The following is a 17,067-nucleotide window of genomic DNA, read 5'->3' as shown; positions in this document are numbered from 1 at the left end:
GTTTGTTACCACCGAAAGATGTGGTTTCTGCGATACGGTTAAGTTCATTGTTAAGCGCAGTTACTTCTTCTTGAATCGCTACACGCTCAGATTTTGAGTTTGAGCCGTTTGAAGATTGTAGAGACAAATCACGCATACGTTGCAGGATGTTAGTCGTCTCGTTCATTGCACCTTCAGCAGTTTGTGCAATTGAGATACCGTCGTTCGCGTTACGTACAGCAACATCAAGGCCACGACTTTGAACGTTCAAACGGTTCGAGATTTGTAGGCCCGCAGCGTCATCTTTTGCGCTGTTGATTTTAGAGCCAGAAGCTAGACGCTCCATTGATGTTTGTTGTGCGCTGTTTGCGTTGTTTAGGTAACGTTGCGCAGTCATCGCTGAAACGTTTGTATTTACATTCACTGCCATGGTGATTTCTCCAATTGATTTTCCGGTATTGCGGTTTCCGACGTCTCGGAAAACCAAGTAGTTCTCTCAAAGTTACTTTTAATAACGGCGTAATTGACGAAACCTTTAGGAAAAAAACAATAAAATTAAAGAAATAGCGATAAAGGAGAAGAAAGCGTGACTGGTAATAAATTTATCAAAAAAAGATAAGAAAAACGCTAAAGTTGTCGAGAAATCCGTCGAGCGAGGTTTTGTGTTTTTATTAACCAAAGAAGCCAAATAGACTGAAATGGTGTTATGAGATTTAAAGTAATTGATTAACCTAACAAGGTTAAGGCAAGGTTAGGTGCTTGCTTCGCTTGAGCCAGAATAGTGGTGCTAACTTGCTGCAGAATTTGCTGCTTTAGCATCTGAGTCGTTTCCTTGGCGTAATCGGTATCTTTGATTCGACTGTTTGAGGTCGCCAAGTTTTCATGAACATTTTCAAGGTTGTTAATGGCGTGGTCGAAGCGGTTTTGCATTGCGCCTAATTCAGAGCGATGGCTATCCACGTACTTCATCGCGGTATCTAAAATAGAAACAGCACGCTGCGCACCACCCACATCCGTCACATTGATGTCATTCACCGACTCATAGTAACCCGCTGACATCGACAGTTCACTCGCGAGTGAACCAGAGAAAGAGGTAGTGCCAGAGGTATCTTCACCAGACATGTAGATTTGAAGCTGCCCATCATCATTAACCGAAGCTGAGACCAGATCCGTTTGACCATTGATGTAGGTCGCCAACTCTTCAATGTCATCGCCGACTTTCGCATTAATGATGATCTCTTGAGGCTGGCCAAAACGATCGGTAAACGACATCGTCATATCATTCTGGTTTGATTTCACTGCCCATGAATCACTGGCCATGCCATTAGCAACGTAGCTAAAGCCTCCCATGTTGATGTCATCAGTACGCATACTTTTCAAACCAATCTGCACGGCTTCGCCCGAACTGCCACCAATCTGAAATGACGTACTACCAAAATTACCATTGAGAAGTTTTTTGCCACCAAAAGAAGTGGTCTCTGCAATACGATTCAGCTCATCGTTTAAGGCGGTAATCTCTTCTTGAATCGCCGTTCTTTCCGACTGGCTATTTGAACCGTTGCTTGCTTGTAGAGACAAGTCGCGCATGCGCTGCATGATATTGGTGGTTTCATTCATCGCGCCTTCAGCGGTTTGCATGATAGATATACCATCATTCGCATTACGCACAGCGACATCAATCCCACTCATCTGCGCTTCCAAGCGGTTCGAAATTTGTAGCCCTGCAGCATCGTCTTTAGCGCTGTTAATACGACTCCCTGAAGCCAAGCGCTCCAAAGATTGGTTCAGCATGTTATTGGCATTAGAGAGGTTTCTCTGGGCCACCAGCGCTGAGACATTGGTATTAACAGTTATAGCCATAGACCTTCGCTTACAAAAAGATGAATAAAACTCACGATTGCTCTTATATCGACCAGTTCATATAAAGCTTTAATAAAAAAGGAGCCCTGAGGCTCCCTTTCTTTGCTGCAGATGAGGTGATTTACTTAATCGTTAATACACTCAACATGTCAGTTGAAGGTGCAAAGTAGTAAGCGCCAGTCACTGCTTTGGTAAAGCGAAGCAGTTGGTCTGTTTTGCCATCTGTTGCGCCGTACATGCTCTCTAACATCGCATCGAAGTTATGACGAACGTTACAGTAAGCAATGAACAATAAGCCGTGGTCGCCCGTAGCAGTACCGTAAGGTAGACTGTGGCGAACAATCTTAAGCCCCTTGCCTTCTTCTTTGATATCCACACGGCCAACGTGAGACGCCGCAGGAACATCATCTAACTCAATTGAATCAGGTTTAGTTCGGCCAATCACTTTCTCTTGTGCCGACACATTCAAGCGATTCCAAGCTGGCAGATTGTGCACAAAACGCTGCACCATTACATAACTACCACCAGCGAATTCACCCTCAGGCACAATAGCGACTTCAGCACGTTGTGCGTCTTTCGGGTTTTCAGTGCCATCAACAAAGTCTGTCATGTCACGAGAGTCTAGGAAGCGATAACCATAAGTTTCATCAACCACTTCAACATCAGCTGCTACTTCAGATAGCAATTTACGCAAGATAAAGAAGTGCAGATCATGTCGGTTTGAATGACAGTGAATCAGAACGTCAGACAGTGTGCTCGGTGCTGTGATATCACCTTCACCCAGCACAGGGAAGTCGATCAAATCAGCGGGCGCTGCTTGCTCGAACCTATCCCAAAAAGCTTTTGAGAACGCAACCGATGCCGTTAAGTTCGCATCAGGCTGAGTTTGGTTTAGTTCGTCGATTAGAGTCGGAAGCTTTTGAATTTCTGCTAGTACATTAGCAGTATTAGCGTTCACTTTAAGTTGAACGTAAAGCGCGAAAGGCCCAGCTTCAGGCAAAATAGCACTTTGAACGTTAGGCTGCTCATTTGAAACATTAAGCATAGATTATTCCTTCCAGTTTTAGCTTCTAAGTATAATTGTGAATGGGACAAATGTTTTGATGAGAATCAGTCTTCGAGCTCAACCACTTTAAAGCAATCCCTTGCAGCATGGCTATTGGTTAGATAAAGCGCTAACCACAGCAGCAACAATAGGGTGATGCCATTTGACCAACGGAACCATCCGTTATCCAAATAGATTAAATAAATCGTATGGGAGCCCTGTGCCAAGATAGCCATCATGGTAACCCAACGTCCCCATGACACGACTTTGTTAAGGCGCTTTCTATCTGGCGATCTTAGCCCAAATAACCACATCAGCAGCAAACTAGGCACACTCAACGCGATCCCGACATAAAACATCTGATGGTCTGGGTAGATTATCTCAAGAATATCGGTTCCCGATTCTCGGCTTGCGCCTGCAACAATGAAAACGACCAAGGCTTTCGCAAGAAACAACCAACCTAGCCAGAGCAAGATTGGAGCTTTCAAAAAGCCGTGCTTGTCGTATTGTTCTATGGAGTACCGCACAAATCTCACTTTCACTTATTTTCAAACCAACACTTTAACGCAAATCATTCATACTTAACTAGCTTTGCGTTATCTTAGTAGCCAATCCGTTTTAATTGTCGAACTCAGTATGAAAAACAAAACTAATACGCCCTCTGTTGAATCTCAACAGGAAGCACTGAAGATAGCCAAAGCGACTCAAAAGCCAGCTCAAACCAAAGAACAAACTAAACTGATTGCTCAGGGTATCGAGAAAGGCATCGCACTGTACAAGAAACAGCAAAAAGAACGCAGCCGCCAAGCCGATAAAGCTAAAAAGCGCGTACAGAAAGAGAAGCAGACTCTACAAGCGAACCAAGACCAAGAACAGAATGTCGACTTGGATAATGAAACAACATCAAATCACGCCAGTAAATTGCCGTGGTTATTATTGTTTGCTAGCTGGATAGGCTTCGCGATTTATTTGATGAAATAACAGGATAAGCGTATGAAAAAGGAATTAATCGCTTTGGCTATGAGTAGCGTGTTACTCGGTTGCACGACACCGACATCAACGCCTCATAGCGAAGCTGCCAACGTGCAAATGGATTACCATGGCGTGATTAATATCGATAAATGTCAGTATAAAGGGGAAGTCACAGGCAGCGAAGGCCATTGGTACAACTACCTGTTTTACCCAAATGACACATTGATTCAAGGCGCCATGAATCAACTCAAGTCGAATACGATTGAGCTAGGCGCAGATACCGTCATCTTTACCCTACCCCAAGATTTCAGCACTTCCGTGACTATGCTTGGTACCGCCTACCTGTGCGAGTAAGCAACTAAAGCGGCATATCGATATGCTTTGATTTTATGACACCCAAAAGAAAGCCAGCTTTCGCTGGCTTATGCACTAAATCCAAGGCTTGTTGCTATATCGCCTTTACGCTGGATAACCCATTGACTGTCAAATGGCCCCCAGTCGGATAACTGGTAATAGCCATCATTATGACGTCGCCCATCTTGAACAAACATAAGTTCGATACCGATCCCCGGTAACGCCTTGAGTACATCTTGAATAGTACGACGAGGCCACCCCGTTTTTTCGATGAGTTTAGGCACATTTGGCCTATCAAGGCTTTCCACTAACAATGCTAAATATAGCCGCCTTGCAAAAACAGGACTCAACTCCATTGACACCTCCTATATATGTGCAGCTCAATTATTTCTTTTTTCGCTGACAACATGTTGAGGCTGATCAATAAGTCTCCAATAGTGACATTTTCTTACGCTTTTTTTTCACTCTATGAAATATTCATCACTCTATTTTGTCTGAGTTGCTGCTTCCTGATAGGATTCAACTCATAACAATGAAATAAAATCACTCAAAGGAAGAATAATGACTATCACCATGTTTGGTATCCCAAATTGCGACACCATTAAAAAAGCAAAGAAATGGCTCGAAGCTGAAGGTATCGAGTTCGAATTTCACGATTATCGCAAACAAGGCATCACAGAAGAGCTAGTAACAAGCTTCTGCTCTGAGCTAGGTTGGGAGCTTGTGCTAAACAAACGTGGTACGACTTATCGCCAACTTTCTCAAGAACAGAAAGACACCCTAACAGAAGAAAAAGCGGTGACTTTGCTAGTTGAACAACCTGCCATGATCAAGCGCCCAATCTTAAAAGTTGAAGGTAAGCTTCACATCGGATTTAAAGCCGACCAATACGCGGCTATTTTTGCTTAGATCGTTGTATTTACATAGACAGACAACTGGACGTTGATCATTGAATCAGCTTCTAAAAATTAATGACTAGACGTTTTATTTAAACAAGGAATTCAAGGATGACAGATAGCCCAACTTTGGCTCTGGCAAAAGACCTAATCAGCCGTCAATCGGTAACACCAGAAGATGCAGGCTGCCAAGACCTGATGATTGAACGCTTAAAAGCACTCGGTTTTGAAATCGAAGTGATGGTATTTGAAGATACGACCAACTTCTGGGCTCGTCGTGGTACTGAAGCGCCTCTGTTTGCTTTTGCTGGTCACACTGATGTGGTACCTGCAGGCCCAATCGAACAGTGGAACACTAAGCCATTCGAACCGACTATCGTAGACGGTTTCCTACATGGCCGTGGCGCTGCTGATATGAAAGGCTCTCTGGCTTCAATGATTGTTGCCGTCGAGCAGTTCATTGCCAAACACCCAGACCACACAGGCTCAATTGGTTTCCTGATCACTTCAGATGAGGAAGGTCCTTTCATCAACGGTACTGTACGTGTTGTTGAAGCATTAATGGCGCGCGGTGAAAACATCGATATGTGTATCGTTGGTGAACCATCGAGCACTGAGTTCGTGGGTGATGTCGTGAAGAACGGCCGTCGTGGCTCTATCACTGGCGACCTAACGATTAAAGGCACACAAGGTCATGTTGCCTACCCTCACCTAGCAAACAACCCAGTACACAGCTCTCTGCTTGCTATTAATGAGCTAGCAACAACTGAGTGGGATAAAGGTAATGATTACTTCCCGCCAACCAGTTTCCAAATTCCAAATGTGAGTGCGGGTACTGGTGCTTCAAACGTGATCCCTGGTGAGTTTAATGTTCAGTTTAACCTACGCTTTAGTACAGAGTTAAGCAACGACATCATCGTTGAGCGCATCACAACGACACTCGACAAGTATGATTTCGAATACGACCTAAGATGGACATTCAATGGCGACCCGTTCTTAACAGACGCAGGTTCACTGCTTGATGCTATTGTTGATGCAGTGGGTCACGTCAATGATGTGAAACCAGCACTGCTAACGACTGGCGGTACATCTGATGGTCGCTTTATTGCACGTATGGGCGGACAAGTGGTTGAACTAGGCCCTGTGAATGCAACGATTCACAAGGTTAACGAATGCGTGAAGGTAGCCGATTTAGAAAAGCTAACTGACATGTACGAAAGAACATTAGTGAACCTATTCGCTAAATAGTCTTTCATCAGCGATTCATAGCATCCAATTATTGAGAGACTCGTTATGACACCAGAGCAGCTTACCGGACAATCAGATTCTCATCTAGAGCCTAGCCTGATCGGCACCAAGATCTTCTTGGTCCACAGTGAGGTTAAGAATGACCTGAATAATTTGATTGAAGCTGCTCAGCTCGCTGGTTTTAAAATGGAGATTGCCAGTGGCTTTCGCGACTATGAAAGGCAATCTCTGATTTGGAACCGTAAGTTTTCTGGCGAAGCTCCGATATTAGATTCAGAAAGCCAACCTCTTGATGCTTCAAAACTGACCGAACAACAAAAGCTATCGGCTATCCTGAGATGGTCTGCGCTTCCCGGCGCGAGTCGTCATCATTGGGGTTGTGACTTCGATGTCTTTGCTCGTAACCACTTACCTGAAGGCATACATCTGCAATTAGAACCATGGGAATACCTTACTGGCCACCAGCAATCGTTTTACCAATGGCTATTAGTTCATGCTGCACAATTTGGTTTCTTCTTTCCTTACAGCCAAGATTTGGGTGGTGTGGCGATCGAACCATGGCATATCAGCCATCGCAAAGTATCGGAGTCGTGTTTATCACAGTTATCTCCGACTTTACTTGGCAAGCAACTCCAATCTAAGCCAGTATTAGGGTATGAGATTATTATGGAGCAGCTAGACGAGATCTATGCACGCTTCGTAGCGAATATCAGTCATTAGGAGCGCTTATGTTGGAGTGGCTTACAAACCCTTGGGTTATCATCATCATCGTAGTTAGCGTTGTTGTGGGTAACATCGCAGCGCTCAAACAGACAGCCAATATGGATCTGACGGGGCGTGGTAAAACTGAGCGAGATTTAGATAAGCTCAATCGCTCGGATAAACTTAACCAAGAGAAAGCTCAAAAGGAAGAATCCAAAGACAATAAAGACGCATAGCCTTTTGCTTTGGCTAATCAGCTTGATTGACCAATTTTGATTGACCAATGTAGCCTGATGACAACGAATACAATAAAAAAGAGGACACAGTGTGTCCTCTTTTTTATTTGCTTTTGCTAATCACAAGGCTGATTTAACTCAGCTTGTGACGGCTTGAATGACTACTCAGCTTTCGCTTCTTTGTCATCTTTGGTTTGGTCAGCAATATGCGCTAATACCGGAACCATAGACTTAAGCAGCTCTTCTTCTACTGGCTTACCTGATGCATCCGTTACGTTGATTGACGTACGGTTGCCAAGGTCACCAAATAGGAAGTTGTAAGTGCCTGGCGCTAAGTCGATAGGCTGTAGGCCAATTTCTTCCCAGAACTCATCATCTGGTGCTGCGTACTTCGCCTTCACCGTACCCTGAGATTGATTGCGTTCTTCAAGCTCAAAGCCCATTTCAGGCAACAAGTTAGGCAGACGCTGCCAGAATACATTGTATGGCGTACGAGCAATAATCACAGGGAAACCACTACGGTCAGCACCCATTGAAATTGGAATACGCTTCACCAACTCTTGCGCTTTCAGCGCCGCTTCAGCACGAAGGTTTTCATCGTACTTAGCCATAACTAGGTTGGTCAGGAACGCGTTGTAACGCTCTTTATTGGTTGCCGTTACTGTTTTCTCTTCAGTACCTTCACGCCAATCAATCAGATTAATCTTGAAGCCATGACGGTTGTTTGCTTGGAAGCGAGAGATAGAGTAACGACTACCAATCTCTACGTCTTCATCTTCAGAAACCCAAGTTACCCAATCGGTCTCAATCTCATTCTCTGATTGCTCACGAATACCAATACCACGTTGAGCCAGCATATCTACAGCCGTTTGCCACACGCGGTCTGCCTCTTCAGCACGAAGAAGCCATAGTGTCACTTCACCATTCTGACGCTCAGATCGAGCACCTGGGATCAGCTCAAGAACCTGTTGCGGTGGACGAATATCCACTTCACGACCAGTACCACCACTGAATTCACCGCTTGGGATGTCAAAATTTGGGTAGAACTGAGGCTGAGCATCTACAGGCAATTGCCATTGTGAAAACTCAGGTGTTTCTAAGTATTCGAAATCATCTTTGGCTTGGCGACGTTGAGTCGGGTTGCCAGAACATGCTGTAAGAACGAAAACAGCCAGTGACCCAATCACTAGCTGGTGAGAATACTTCATTTATACTCCTAAATGCCGAAGGTTCGCTTCGGCATCACTTCATACGTTTTAGTAAATGCACGCTTCAGTCATTGCTTGAGCAACAACAGGTTGAGCTGGCTCTGACAGTTCAGTCAGCGGTAGACGTAAGCCACCTTCAGCAATCAGACCCATTTTATGAACCGCCCATTTTACGGGAATAGGGTTAGACTCAACGAACAAATTCTTATGTAGAGGCATCAAACGCTCATTGATCGCTTCCGCTTCTTCAAACTTACCTTCTTTTGCTAGCTTGAACATGGTTGCCATATCAGCGGCTGCAACATTGTTCGTTACAGAGATCACGCCATCGCCACCACGCTTAACAAATTCTAGGCCTGTTAAGTCGTCACCACTTAGTAAGATAAAGTCTTCGCCACAAAGTTCACGGTGAATTGCAATTCTGTCGAGATCACCCGTCGCATCTTTCAGTGCAACGATGTTTTCGATCTCAGCAAGACGAGCAACCGTTTCTGGCAACAAGTCTACCGCAGTACGACCTGGAACATTGTATAGAATTTGTGGAACGTCACTGACTTCAGCAATCGCTTTGTAGTGTTGGTACAAACCTTCTTGAGTCGGTTTGTTGTAGTAAGGCGTTACGCTCAGGCAACCAGCAATACCAGAACCATTCAACAAACGGCTGAATAGAACAGATTCATGAGTTGCATTTGCACCTGTACCAGCGATAACGGGAATACGACCATCAGCAAATTCAACGATCTTGTTGACGACTTTGACATGCTCTTCAATAGTGAGTGTTGAAGACTCACCTGTTGTGCCAACCGCAACCAGACCATCACTACCTGCAGCAATATGGTGCTCAACTAACTTTTTAAGGCTGTCGAAATCCACTTCACCATCTGTATTAAATGGCGTAACTAGCGCAACGATACTTCCTGAAAACATGTCTATCTCCCTTAATTTATTCTTTTTGCATGTTACTGTAAGCCAATCAATAAACACAAGACATTAAAGTGGCTTACCGGCAACATCTGCATTAAATATTGTCGTATGTTTGAGGTAAAACGACTTCTAACGGCGTTCTACCTAGAATTTGGGTAACCTGCACTCAATCTAGCGGATAGCACATCACTGGATGTCAGTAACAAGTAAGCTGTGCTCTCATCGCTCTATCTCATTTTTTAACGCGCTCGATATTCTTATCATTGGTTGCATGTTCGAAGCAAGGTCGCACATAAAAAGCCCCGCACGCACGCTTATTCCACGAGCTAACTGTGCTAACATGCATGAATCAATGGAATATAAAGAGACGTGATTTTATGACTCAACATCTAGTAATCACAGCTGTGGGCACTGATCGCCCAGGTGTATGCAACCAAGTGGTTCATTTAGTCACCCAATCAGGCTGTAACATTATTGATAGCCGTATCGCCCTGTTTGGCGAAGAATTTACGCTTATCATGCTGCTGTCTGGAAAGGCAAACAACATTACCCGCGTTGAAACCACCTTGCCCTTGCTTGGACAAGAGCACGACTTGATTACGATTATGAAGCGAACCTCAACTCATGATGTTATTGAGAACTCTTACACAGTAGAGGTGTTCGTTGAGTCAGACGATAAAATCGGACTTACTGAGCAGTTTACCCAGTTCTTCGCAGACCGAAACATCGGCCTCGATTCGTTAAGTGCACGAACCATCAATAAATCTAAGGTTCAACTCGACAACGACCAATTCCATATCTCTATTACCGCTTCTGTGCAATCAGAATGTAATTTGATGCAGCTACAAGAAGAATTCGATTCGCTGTGTCAGAGCCTATCAGTCCAAGGCTCGCTCAACTTTATCAAAAACAGTCTTTAAAAAGGAAATGTCATGAATACGCTAACGGCTGGTGTTCCAGCACCTGCTTTTTCTCTTCCAGATCAAGATGGCAATATCGTATCTCTTGGTGACTTCAAAGGTAAAAAAGTACTTTTCTATTTTTACCCTAAAGCAATGACTCCAGGTTGTATTGTGCAAGCGGAAGGCCTGCGTGATATCAAAACACAGCTTGATGACCTAAACGTGGTTGTTCTAGGTGTGAGTGTTGACCCAGTAAAACGTCTACCAAACTTCGTTGAGAAGAAATCTCTAAACTTCACCCTGCTATCTGATGAAGACCACAGCGTTGCTGAACAGTTTGGCGTTTGGGGCGAGAAAAAATTCATGGGTAAAATCTACGACGGTCTGCACCGTATTAGCTTCCTAATTGATGAAGAAGGTCGGATTGAACATGTCTTCAACAAGTTCAAGACTAAGACTCACCACGAAGTGGTTCTAGATTACTTCAATCAAGAAGCTTAAGGGCGATTTGAGTGAGTTAATGACTTAGATTCATCACTTTCTAAGGCAATAGCAACACTCATTAAGCTAATTATTAAGCTAATTATTAAGCTAAGAGCAAAAAGGCCGAACATCATGGATGTTCGGCCTTTTTCTATAACAAGATCAATTACTTTTGATGTTCGGGGTCATCGTCTAATGCGTGACTCGGTAAGGCATTCCAAACCGCCTTAACTAACGTTGCCAACGGGATAGCAAAGAACACGCCCCAGAATCCCCACAGTCCACCAAACACTAACACGGCAACAATAATGGCCACTGGGTGCAGGTTCACCGCTTCAGAGAAAAGAACAGGAACGAGCACGTTACCATCTAGCGCTTGGATAATACCGTAAGCGAGAAGCAACCAGTAAAACTGAGGCTCTAATCCCCACTGGAACAGGCCTACAATCGCCACAGGAACAGTCACAGCTGCCGCGCCGATATAAGGGATCAGTACCGAGAAGCCAACCGCGACAGCCAACAAGACTGAATAACGCAGATCCAGAATCGCAAAGGTTACGTAGCTGACACCACCAACAATTAAAATCTCTAAGACTTTACCGCGAATGTAGTTCGAGATTTGCTGGTTCATCTCTTCCCATACTTTGGTCGCTAAACGACGATTTCGAGGAAGTACACCGCTCGCCATTCTGATCATCTCTTCTTTGTCTTTTAACAAGAAGAAAATAAGCAGTGGTACAAGAATCAAGTAAACCGCTAAGGTCGCTAAGCTCACAAGAGAAGCAAGAGAACCTTTGACAACACTTTCACCAAAACCTAACGCTTTGTTCTTGGCGTTAGACATAATGGACTCAACGATCTGCAGGTTAGCTAATTCTGGATAGCGTTCAGGAATCGTCGCAATGAAGTTTTGCAAGCTGCCATACATGCTTGGGATATCATTAATTAGATTGCCCACTTGTTGCCAAATGGTTGGTACCAAGCCAAAGATCGCAAGTAGCATCACGCTAAAGAACATCATGATCACCAACATCACCGAAGGCGTTCTTGGAACACCGAGTCTTTGAAGTTGGGTAACAGGCCACTCAAGCAAATAAGCCAACACAATCGCAACCAAGAGTGGTGCAATTAGGTGACCAAAGAAGTAGATCGTAATAAAGCCGAAGAGAATGATGGCAACCAAACTGACAGCATGGGGATCAGAGAAACGTCGTTTATACCAACGATTGACCATTTCAAGCATCTGACTGCAATTCCTTTTTAGTGACGAGGAGATGATGGTAATTAGAGCAAACCTCAGTGATGACGTCATAGGCTTGCTTAGACAAATAAGTAACAATATCTTTCATCGAACTGTTATCAGACACATAAATTGACAATGACTGCCCTACTTCTAACTTTACACTGTGACGCTTGGCTAATAATAGCGCCATTGGACAGCGCTCTTGGCGTAAATCTAGAATATTAGGTGTCATTCTTGAGCTCGATGCTTATTATAAGGGTCGTATTGTAATCTGTTTTTGAAAACGCGCCATCATTCATTCATCCTCCTTCATGATAGCGCACGCACTTGGCAAAGGTTAAATCAGATAAAGAACCAATTTGCATTGCACTTGTCTTACTGTCAGAAGAAACGGAGTATTACTGACTAATATGTTTAAACGCGCTCGCTCAATTGCTTGCTTATGCATCGCAGCCACATTAAGCACCCCAACTATGGCAAATACCAATAGTTTGGAGCTACCAGATATCGGTACCGCTGCTGGCGGCACACTCACTATCGACCAAGAGCTTATCTATGGTGATGCCTACATGCGCATCATCAGAAGCAGCCAGCCTATCGTAAACGACCCAGTTCTAAACCTGTATATTGATACGCTTGGCCATCGTCTAGTCGCGAACGCAAATGATGTAAAGACACCTTTCCAGTTCTTTATGATCCGTGACCGCAACATCAACGCCTTTGCTTTCTTTGGTGGTTACGTTGCTTTGCACTCAGGTCTATTCCTGCATGCACAATCTGAAAGTGAATTAGCTTCTGTATTAGCGCACGAAATCGCGCACGTAACCCAACGTCACTTAGCGCGTAGTATGGAAGACCAAGCGCGCCGCTCTCCAGCAACCATTGCAGCGCTAGCAGCCTCTGTATTACTGGCAATTGCAGCTCCTGAAGCCGGCATTGCAGCCCTAACGGCAACGACTGCGGGTAATATGCAAAGCCAAATCAACTACACCCGTAGTAATGAAAAAGAAGCCGACCGCTTTGGTATCAACACGCTAGCAAAAGCTGGGTTTGATGTGAATGCGATGCCACGTTTCTTTGGCCGTTTAGCTGATGAATATCGCTATGCGAGCACACCACCGCCAATGCTACTGACTCACCCATTACCAGAAGACCGAATTACCGATTCACGTGCTCGTGCTCGTAGTTACCCGCCACTGAAACTGGCTCCCTCTCTGGACTACCACCTAGCAAGAGCCCGCATTGTTGCGCGCTATGCTGGCATTAATAATGATGCTGCTCTTGATTGGTTTGAGCGTCAGCTAAAGAAAGCCCCTAAAGCTTTGGTTCCGTCATTAGAATATGGCCAAGCACTGGTTTACCTAGACTCTAAAAAATTAGACAAAGCAGAGCCCATCCTGAACAAGCTGATTAACAGCGATCCAACCAACCTGTTTTATCTAGATGCTATTTCGGATCTGCACATCGAGAAGAAGCAGCCTGAGATTGCGATTAAAGAACTTAAATCGGCACTGGTTCGTCAACCAAACAACCCGGTTCTGACCATTAACTACGCCAACGCACTGATTGAAAATGAAGATCTTCAAGAAGCGGTTCGCGTATTGCAGCGTTACACGCACGATAACCCGAATGACACCAATGGCTGGCACTTACTTTCAAAAGTAAATACGAGCCTTGGTAATAGCGACGAAGAACTGGCTGCTCGTGCAGAAATTTTGGCACTGCAAGCCAACTGGAACAAAGCGATTCAGTACTACACGCAAGCAAGCCAAATCGCAGAATTAGGAAGCCTAAAACAAGCACGCTACGACGCTCGAATTGATCAGCTAATGATTCAACGAGAGCGCTTCTTGTCGCTACAATAGAGTGTTTACTGGTAACAGCTCGTTACCAGAATAAAAAGAAAGCTCAACGTTACACAAAAAAGAAGTCACCCCTGGTGGCTTCAGCTAAACAACTAAATCAAAAATAATAATGAGGAAGAACCATGTCTGTCGTGATTTATCATAACCCACGCTGCTCAAAGAGCCGTCAAACTCTAGAAGTGCTTCAGGAAAACGGCGTACAGCCAGAGGTAATCAAATACCTAGAGACTCCGTTAACAGTTGAACAGCTGAAAGTACTGTTCACTCAGCTTGGTTTTGACAGTGTTCGCGACATGATGCGCACCAAAGAAGCGGACTACAAAGAAGCAAACCTTGGTGATGCTTCAGTCACTGATGAAGATCTTTTCGCCGCGATGGCAACCAATCCAAAACTGTTTGAGCGCCCAGTCGTTGTCGCGAACAACAAAGCAAAAATTGGTCGTCCACCAGAGCAAGTGCTAGAGATTCTGTAATCCAATATGAGCATTAACATTCTTGTTCTTTACTACAGCCGCCACGGCAACACACAAGCTCTAGCAAGGCAGATTGCACGAGGGATTGAGTCTATTCCAAACTGTGAAGCCATGTTAAGAACGGTGAACGACGTGTACACGGTAGAAGAGCAGCCTGATTCACGCTATCAACCAACCGATCCTATTGCCTCGTTACAAGAGCTTCGATCTTGTGATGGTTTGGCGCTAGGCAGTCCGGTTTGGTTTGGTAACATGGCCGGGCCAATGAAGCACTTTTGGGATAGCACGACATCAATGTGGATCAATGGTGATCTCATCGATAAGCCAGGTTGTGTATTTACCTCTTCTTCATCATTGCATGGTGGTCAAGAGACAACACAACAAAGCATGATGTTGCCCCTGCTTCATCACGGCATGTTAGTCGTGGGCATCCCCTACTCAGAACCGGCGCTGCACACCACTCAAACTGGTGGTACGCCTTATGGTGCAAGCAGTACTGGAGAGAGCGCTTCACTTAGCAAAGAAGAGATTGAGTTGGCGCAAAACCTAGGTAAACGCCTAGCGCGCATCGCAATAAATCAGAAGGGAATTTCTCAATGATGTATATGCCAGAGAAGGCTATGTCTCCCAAAACCAAGCTATTTCGCTACCTTGCTTTAGCGGGCAACTTGTCACTGTTATTCTGGGTGGTGGCTTGGCAGATGACGCTTTCACCGCACCCTCATCTCAGTAATGTCACACTGGCGATTGCTTGGGCTATCCCGCTGTTATTGCCATTACCGGGCATTTTAGCAGGAAAACCTTATACGCACGCATGGGCAAATTTCGTCTTGATGCTCTATTTCCTACACGCATTAACTATCTTGTATGTAGACGATGGTGAACGTTTATTAGCGGCTGTAGAACTGCTTCTGACGACTCTAGGTTTCGCGGGCAATATCTTATTTACTCGCTTTAGAGCCAAAGAGTTAGGCATCAAGTTGAAGCGTCTTTCTGAAGTAGAAAAGAGAGAAAAAGCTAAGTTCGAGCAATAATATTGAGCCCATGCTTTTAAACTGACCGCTTACAAACAAAAAGCCCTGCGAGATTGCTCTTGCAGGGCTTTTTTCAAGTTTTCATTTCAATCAGTCATGTCAGCTGACAATTATGAGCGAACCCACTCGTATACCAAGCTTGGCTTAGCATGTACTGGCGCAGTGATGGTTAGATCTTCTGTACTAGAATCCTCTAACGTTGCGTCAGGCGTATTCGTTAGCTCAGCATCCTCAGATATCTCGTTGCCCTTAATCACTTGTACGCCTGAGTCAGTTTCGTCACCAACGACTTCAGCAGCGTCTGTTGAATCATCACCTACAGACATTGTGTTGTCTTGAGTTTCAAATTCAGGGCTCACTTCAGGCTCAATGTAAGATTCTTCAACCTTCGCGACTTGTCGAATACTTGCTACTTCTTGCTCAAACTCTTGTTGAGTCGACAATAAGTGAATTCGGAAAGTGACTTCGTTGTTCTGAATCTTCAGAATATCTAGGCTTGCCACCGAGTTTAGACGCTTAAGTGCGTTCTCTAACTGGAAGAAGTCTTGAGCATTATTCAGGCTAATAAACTGCGTTAAAATCGATTCTGATGACTCACTCGCTACCGTCACAGCACTTTTTCCTGCGTAGTAGTTACTGATTTGGTCAACTAACTTCTTAGAAGTCGTGTCGCTGTTACCCGATAGTGAACCACTTACAGGCGATGTTGGTGCACTCGTCAATTGACTTGGCTTTTGATCGTATAGAGCCCAACGTAGGCCTGAAGATTGAGCCTTTATCACCAACACAGCATCAACAGGATAACGCTGACTCGCTTTACTGATTGGCGTAACAAAGCTACCCCACAAATCAGAAGTCGCAATACCCGTAATATCGTCAAAGTCACCCACAGGCAGCGTTAGAGGCAAGCCACGCTCTTTTGCGTTAGCTTGTAAGCTAGCTGCTAACTGTGAGTTAGAGTGTTCCCACACGATATTCTTGTCGTAGTTGTCCTCTTCCACCAGCCAAACAAGGATGTTTGAACGCGTGTCAGGCCAGTACGGTAACTGTGCTTGAGTCAATAGCGAACGGATTTGAGCACCGTTAAAACGCATACGCAATGTTGAGTGGTCATTGCTTTCACCAAAACTCATTTGAGACATGTACTGCGAACTCTTGCGCATCGCCTTTTGAATCGTCTCATTCGAAGCGACATCAGTTTGGCCGGTCGCACGTATCAATACCTGCTCCATACCTGTATTTCTTGCCACTTGTTCTGGCTGTTTGTCTTCAGCGTTAATCGCAACTTCAGCACTAAAAATATCTACTTGAGTTAAGGCATAACTCGGAGAGGCTAATAGTCCCATCAACAACAATGCTATGTAGCGCATACTGATCCTAATATTCAAATCTTGTGCCTAGATGATAAGCAACTATGGATTGAGGGGCAAGGTCGATAGAGCCCACTGTGTTTAATAACCACAAAATATCACCTGGCCATGATAAATCGCTCACTTATAAACTGAATTTCTAGGGCTTAGATGGATATAAAACATCATTAAGATAAATAAATTTGATCTATTTGGTGTGGCAATCGATTGCTAAGTGATAGAATCCCGCGAATTTTATTTTTCGCTTTTCATATAACGACCATTTTAAGGACA

21 protein-coding genes and 1 pseudogene are annotated in these 17,067 nt (G+C 44.5%); 12 read left to right on the top strand and 10 right to left on the bottom strand.

Annotated features, from left to right (window positions below; all coding sequences use genetic code 11):
• The 4 genes and pseudogenes from AB4517_RS16860 to AB4517_RS16845 all read right to left on the bottom strand — a co-directional run.
• Positions 1 to 409, bottom strand: a pseudogene (locus AB4517_RS16860) (flagellin B); the annotation flags it as partial.
• A gap of 296 nt (positions 410 to 705) precedes the next feature.
• Complete coding sequence (locus tag AB4517_RS16855; protein WP_372148835.1) at positions 706 to 1,839, bottom strand: flagellin; 1,134 nt, start codon at positions 1,837 to 1,839, stop codon at positions 706 to 708.
• Positions 1,840 to 1,960: 121 nt separating this feature from the next.
• Entirely contained in the window at positions 1,961 to 2,884 is a 924-nt protein-coding gene (locus AB4517_RS16850; RefSeq protein ID WP_102394434.1) for a Dyp-type peroxidase, read from the bottom strand.
• 65 nt (positions 2,885 to 2,949) lie between these two features.
• The gene (locus AB4517_RS16845) at positions 2,950 to 3,411 is read right to left on the bottom strand and encodes a DUF2919 domain-containing protein (RefSeq protein ID WP_017060696.1); all 462 of its coding nucleotides are present in this window, start codon (positions 3,409 to 3,411) and stop codon (positions 2,950 to 2,952) included.
• A gap of 109 nt (positions 3,412 to 3,520) precedes the next feature.
• Between AB4517_RS16845 and AB4517_RS16840 the strand changes: the two genes are divergently transcribed.
• Both AB4517_RS16840 and AB4517_RS16835 read left to right on the top strand, forming a co-directional pair.
• Positions 3,521 to 3,865 (top strand): DUF2956 domain-containing protein, encoded by a 345-nt coding sequence (locus tag AB4517_RS16840; protein WP_229647141.1) that lies wholly within the window; start codon positions 3,521 to 3,523, stop codon positions 3,863 to 3,865.
• A 12-nt stretch (positions 3,866 to 3,877) separates the two neighbouring features.
• Positions 3,878 to 4,210, top strand: coding sequence for a DUF4156 domain-containing protein (locus tag AB4517_RS16835; protein ID WP_372137934.1), 333 nt, complete (start codon positions 3,878 to 3,880; stop codon positions 4,208 to 4,210).
• A 68-nt stretch (positions 4,211 to 4,278) separates the two neighbouring features.
• Here AB4517_RS16835 and AB4517_RS16830 read toward each other — a convergent pair whose 3' ends face one another.
• Positions 4,279 to 4,566, bottom strand: coding sequence for a helix-turn-helix domain-containing protein (locus AB4517_RS16830; protein WP_004734273.1), 288 nt, complete (start codon positions 4,564 to 4,566; stop codon positions 4,279 to 4,281).
• A gap of 205 nt (positions 4,567 to 4,771) precedes the next feature.
• On the opposite strand from AB4517_RS16830, the gene AB4517_RS16825 reads away from it, so the two are divergent.
• The 4 genes from AB4517_RS16825 to AB4517_RS16810 all read left to right on the top strand — a co-directional run bounded on the left by AB4517_RS16825 (position 4,772) and on the right by AB4517_RS16810 (position 7,292).
• Positions 4,772 to 5,119 (top strand): ArsC family reductase, encoded by a 348-nt coding sequence (locus AB4517_RS16825; RefSeq protein WP_017060699.1) that lies wholly within the window; start codon positions 4,772 to 4,774, stop codon positions 5,117 to 5,119.
• A gap of 98 nt (positions 5,120 to 5,217) precedes the next feature.
• The gene (gene dapE / locus AB4517_RS16820; protein WP_017060700.1) at positions 5,218 to 6,354 is read left to right on the top strand and encodes a succinyl-diaminopimelate desuccinylase; all 1,137 of its coding nucleotides are present in this window, start codon (positions 5,218 to 5,220) and stop codon (positions 6,352 to 6,354) included.
• Between the two features lie 45 nt (positions 6,355 to 6,399).
• Entirely contained in the window at positions 6,400 to 7,074 is a 675-nt protein-coding gene (locus AB4517_RS16815; protein WP_372148832.1) for a M15 family metallopeptidase, read from the top strand.
• Positions 7,075 to 7,082: 8 nt separating this feature from the next.
• The gene (locus tag AB4517_RS16810; RefSeq protein WP_136979761.1) at positions 7,083 to 7,292 is read left to right on the top strand and encodes a DUF2897 family protein; all 210 of its coding nucleotides are present in this window, start codon (positions 7,083 to 7,085) and stop codon (positions 7,290 to 7,292) included.
• Positions 7,293 to 7,453: 161 nt separating this feature from the next.
• Here the strand turns inward: AB4517_RS16810 and bamC are convergent, their stop codons facing one another.
• Positions 7,454 to 8,500 (bottom strand): outer membrane protein assembly factor BamC, encoded by a 1,047-nt coding sequence (gene bamC, locus AB4517_RS16805; protein WP_372148829.1) that lies wholly within the window; start codon positions 8,498 to 8,500, stop codon positions 7,454 to 7,456.
• A 48-nt stretch (positions 8,501 to 8,548) separates the two neighbouring features.
• Positions 8,549 to 9,427, bottom strand: coding sequence for a 4-hydroxy-tetrahydrodipicolinate synthase (gene dapA / locus AB4517_RS16800; RefSeq protein WP_017060704.1), 879 nt, complete (start codon positions 9,425 to 9,427; stop codon positions 8,549 to 8,551).
• Positions 9,428 to 9,801: 374 nt separating this feature from the next.
• Here dapA and AB4517_RS16795 point away from each other — a divergent pair, with 374 nt between their 5' ends.
• Both AB4517_RS16795 and bcp read left to right on the top strand, forming a co-directional pair.
• Positions 9,802 to 10,344: a glycine cleavage system protein R gene (locus AB4517_RS16795; protein ID WP_017060705.1), complete on the top strand. Its 543-nt coding sequence runs from the start codon at positions 9,802 to 9,804 to the stop codon at positions 10,342 to 10,344.
• A gap of 12 nt (positions 10,345 to 10,356) precedes the next feature.
• Positions 10,357 to 10,827 (top strand): thioredoxin-dependent thiol peroxidase, encoded by a 471-nt coding sequence (gene bcp, locus AB4517_RS16790; RefSeq protein ID WP_372148826.1) that lies wholly within the window; start codon positions 10,357 to 10,359, stop codon positions 10,825 to 10,827.
• Between the two features lie 148 nt (positions 10,828 to 10,975).
• On the opposite strand, the gene AB4517_RS16785 is transcribed toward bcp, so the two are convergent.
• Positions 10,976 to 12,052, bottom strand: a complete 1,077-nt coding sequence (locus AB4517_RS16785; protein WP_017063383.1) for an AI-2E family transporter — start codon at positions 12,050 to 12,052, stop codon at positions 10,976 to 10,978.
• Positions 12,045 to 12,284 (bottom strand): sulfurtransferase TusA family protein, encoded by a 240-nt coding sequence (locus AB4517_RS16780; RefSeq protein WP_017060709.1) that lies wholly within the window; start codon positions 12,282 to 12,284, stop codon positions 12,045 to 12,047. Before AB4517_RS16780 ends, AB4517_RS16785 begins: the two co-directional genes overlap by 8 nt.
• A 178-nt stretch (positions 12,285 to 12,462) precedes the next feature.
• On the opposite strand from AB4517_RS16780, the gene AB4517_RS16775 reads away from it, so the two are divergent.
• The 4 genes from AB4517_RS16775 (at position 12,463) to AB4517_RS16760 (ending at position 15,424) form a co-directional block, all read left to right on the top strand.
• Complete coding sequence (locus AB4517_RS16775; protein ID WP_017060710.1) at positions 12,463 to 13,917, top strand: M48 family metallopeptidase; 1,455 nt, start codon at positions 12,463 to 12,465, stop codon at positions 13,915 to 13,917.
• Between the two features lie 122 nt (positions 13,918 to 14,039).
• Positions 14,040 to 14,390: an arsenate reductase (glutaredoxin) gene (gene arsC / locus AB4517_RS16770; protein WP_017060711.1), complete on the top strand. Its 351-nt coding sequence runs from the start codon at positions 14,040 to 14,042 to the stop codon at positions 14,388 to 14,390.
• Positions 14,391 to 14,396: 6 nt separating this feature from the next.
• Positions 14,397 to 14,990 carry an NAD(P)H:quinone oxidoreductase gene (gene wrbA / locus AB4517_RS16765; protein ID WP_102320149.1) on the top strand — a complete coding sequence of 198 codons (594 nt, stop codon included), beginning with the start codon at positions 14,397 to 14,399 and terminating at the stop codon, positions 14,988 to 14,990.
• Positions 14,987 to 15,424, top strand: a complete 438-nt coding sequence (locus AB4517_RS16760; RefSeq protein ID WP_017060713.1) for a DUF2069 domain-containing protein — start codon at positions 14,987 to 14,989, stop codon at positions 15,422 to 15,424. The genes wrbA and AB4517_RS16760 overlap by 4 nt, the downstream gene beginning before the upstream one ends.
• A gap of 110 nt (positions 15,425 to 15,534) precedes the next feature.
• Here AB4517_RS16760 and AB4517_RS16755 read toward each other — a convergent pair whose 3' ends face one another.
• Positions 15,535 to 16,794, bottom strand: coding sequence for a DUF2066 domain-containing protein (locus AB4517_RS16755; RefSeq protein ID WP_065583984.1), 1,260 nt, complete (start codon positions 16,792 to 16,794; stop codon positions 15,535 to 15,537).
• Positions 16,795 to 17,067: the final 273 nt, after the last annotated feature.

The sequence above is a fragment of the Vibrio sp. 10N.222.52.C3 genome (assembly GCF_041474195.1).
GTDB classification, from domain to species: domain Bacteria; phylum Pseudomonadota; class Gammaproteobacteria; order Enterobacterales; family Vibrionaceae; genus Vibrio; species Vibrio crassostreae_C.
This window is presented reverse-complemented; position numbering and strand designations above follow the sequence as displayed.

Bases quoted from the DNA above. Each gene is read 5' to 3' on its own strand.
- AB4517_RS16855 (WP_372148835.1), bottom strand. From the start codon at position 1,839: ATGGCTATAACTGTTAATACCAATGTCTCAGCGCTGGTGGCCCAGAGA.
- AB4517_RS16850 (WP_102394434.1), bottom strand. From the start codon at position 2,884: ATGCTTAATGTTTCAAATGAGCAGCCTAACGTTCAAAGTGCTATTTTG.
- AB4517_RS16840 (WP_229647141.1), top strand. From the start codon at position 3,521: ATGAAAAACAAAACTAATACGCCCTCTGTTGAATCTCAACAGGAAGCA.
- AB4517_RS16835 (WP_372137934.1), top strand. From the start codon at position 3,878: ATGAAAAAGGAATTAATCGCTTTGGCTATGAGTAGCGTGTTACTCGGT.
- AB4517_RS16830 (WP_004734273.1), bottom strand. From the start codon at position 4,566: ATGGAGTTGAGTCCTGTTTTTGCAAGGCGGCTATATTTAGCATTGTTA.
- AB4517_RS16825 (WP_017060699.1), top strand. From the start codon at position 4,772: ATGACTATCACCATGTTTGGTATCCCAAATTGCGACACCATTAAAAAA.
- dapE (WP_017060700.1), top strand. From the start codon at position 5,218: ATGACAGATAGCCCAACTTTGGCTCTGGCAAAAGACCTAATCAGCCGT.
- AB4517_RS16815 (WP_372148832.1), top strand. From the start codon at position 6,400: ATGACACCAGAGCAGCTTACCGGACAATCAGATTCTCATCTAGAGCCT.
- AB4517_RS16810 (WP_136979761.1), top strand. From the start codon at position 7,083: ATGTTGGAGTGGCTTACAAACCCTTGGGTTATCATCATCATCGTAGTT.
- bamC (WP_372148829.1), bottom strand. From the start codon at position 8,500: ATGAAGTATTCTCACCAGCTAGTGATTGGGTCACTGGCTGTTTTCGTT.
- dapA (WP_017060704.1), bottom strand. From the start codon at position 9,427: ATGTTTTCAGGAAGTATCGTTGCGCTAGTTACGCCATTTAATACAGAT.
- AB4517_RS16795 (WP_017060705.1), top strand. From the start codon at position 9,802: ATGACTCAACATCTAGTAATCACAGCTGTGGGCACTGATCGCCCAGGT.
- bcp (WP_372148826.1), top strand. From the start codon at position 10,357: ATGAATACGCTAACGGCTGGTGTTCCAGCACCTGCTTTTTCTCTTCCA.
- AB4517_RS16785 (WP_017063383.1), bottom strand. From the start codon at position 12,052: ATGCTTGAAATGGTCAATCGTTGGTATAAACGACGTTTCTCTGATCCC.
- AB4517_RS16780 (WP_017060709.1), bottom strand. From the start codon at position 12,284: ATGACACCTAATATTCTAGATTTACGCCAAGAGCGCTGTCCAATGGCG.
- AB4517_RS16775 (WP_017060710.1), top strand. From the start codon at position 12,463: ATGTTTAAACGCGCTCGCTCAATTGCTTGCTTATGCATCGCAGCCACA.
- arsC (WP_017060711.1), top strand. From the start codon at position 14,040: ATGTCTGTCGTGATTTATCATAACCCACGCTGCTCAAAGAGCCGTCAA.
- wrbA (WP_102320149.1), top strand. From the start codon at position 14,397: ATGAGCATTAACATTCTTGTTCTTTACTACAGCCGCCACGGCAACACA.
- AB4517_RS16760 (WP_017060713.1), top strand. From the start codon at position 14,987: ATGATGTATATGCCAGAGAAGGCTATGTCTCCCAAAACCAAGCTATTT.
- AB4517_RS16755 (WP_065583984.1), bottom strand. From the start codon at position 16,794: ATGCGCTACATAGCATTGTTGTTGATGGGACTATTAGCCTCTCCGAGT.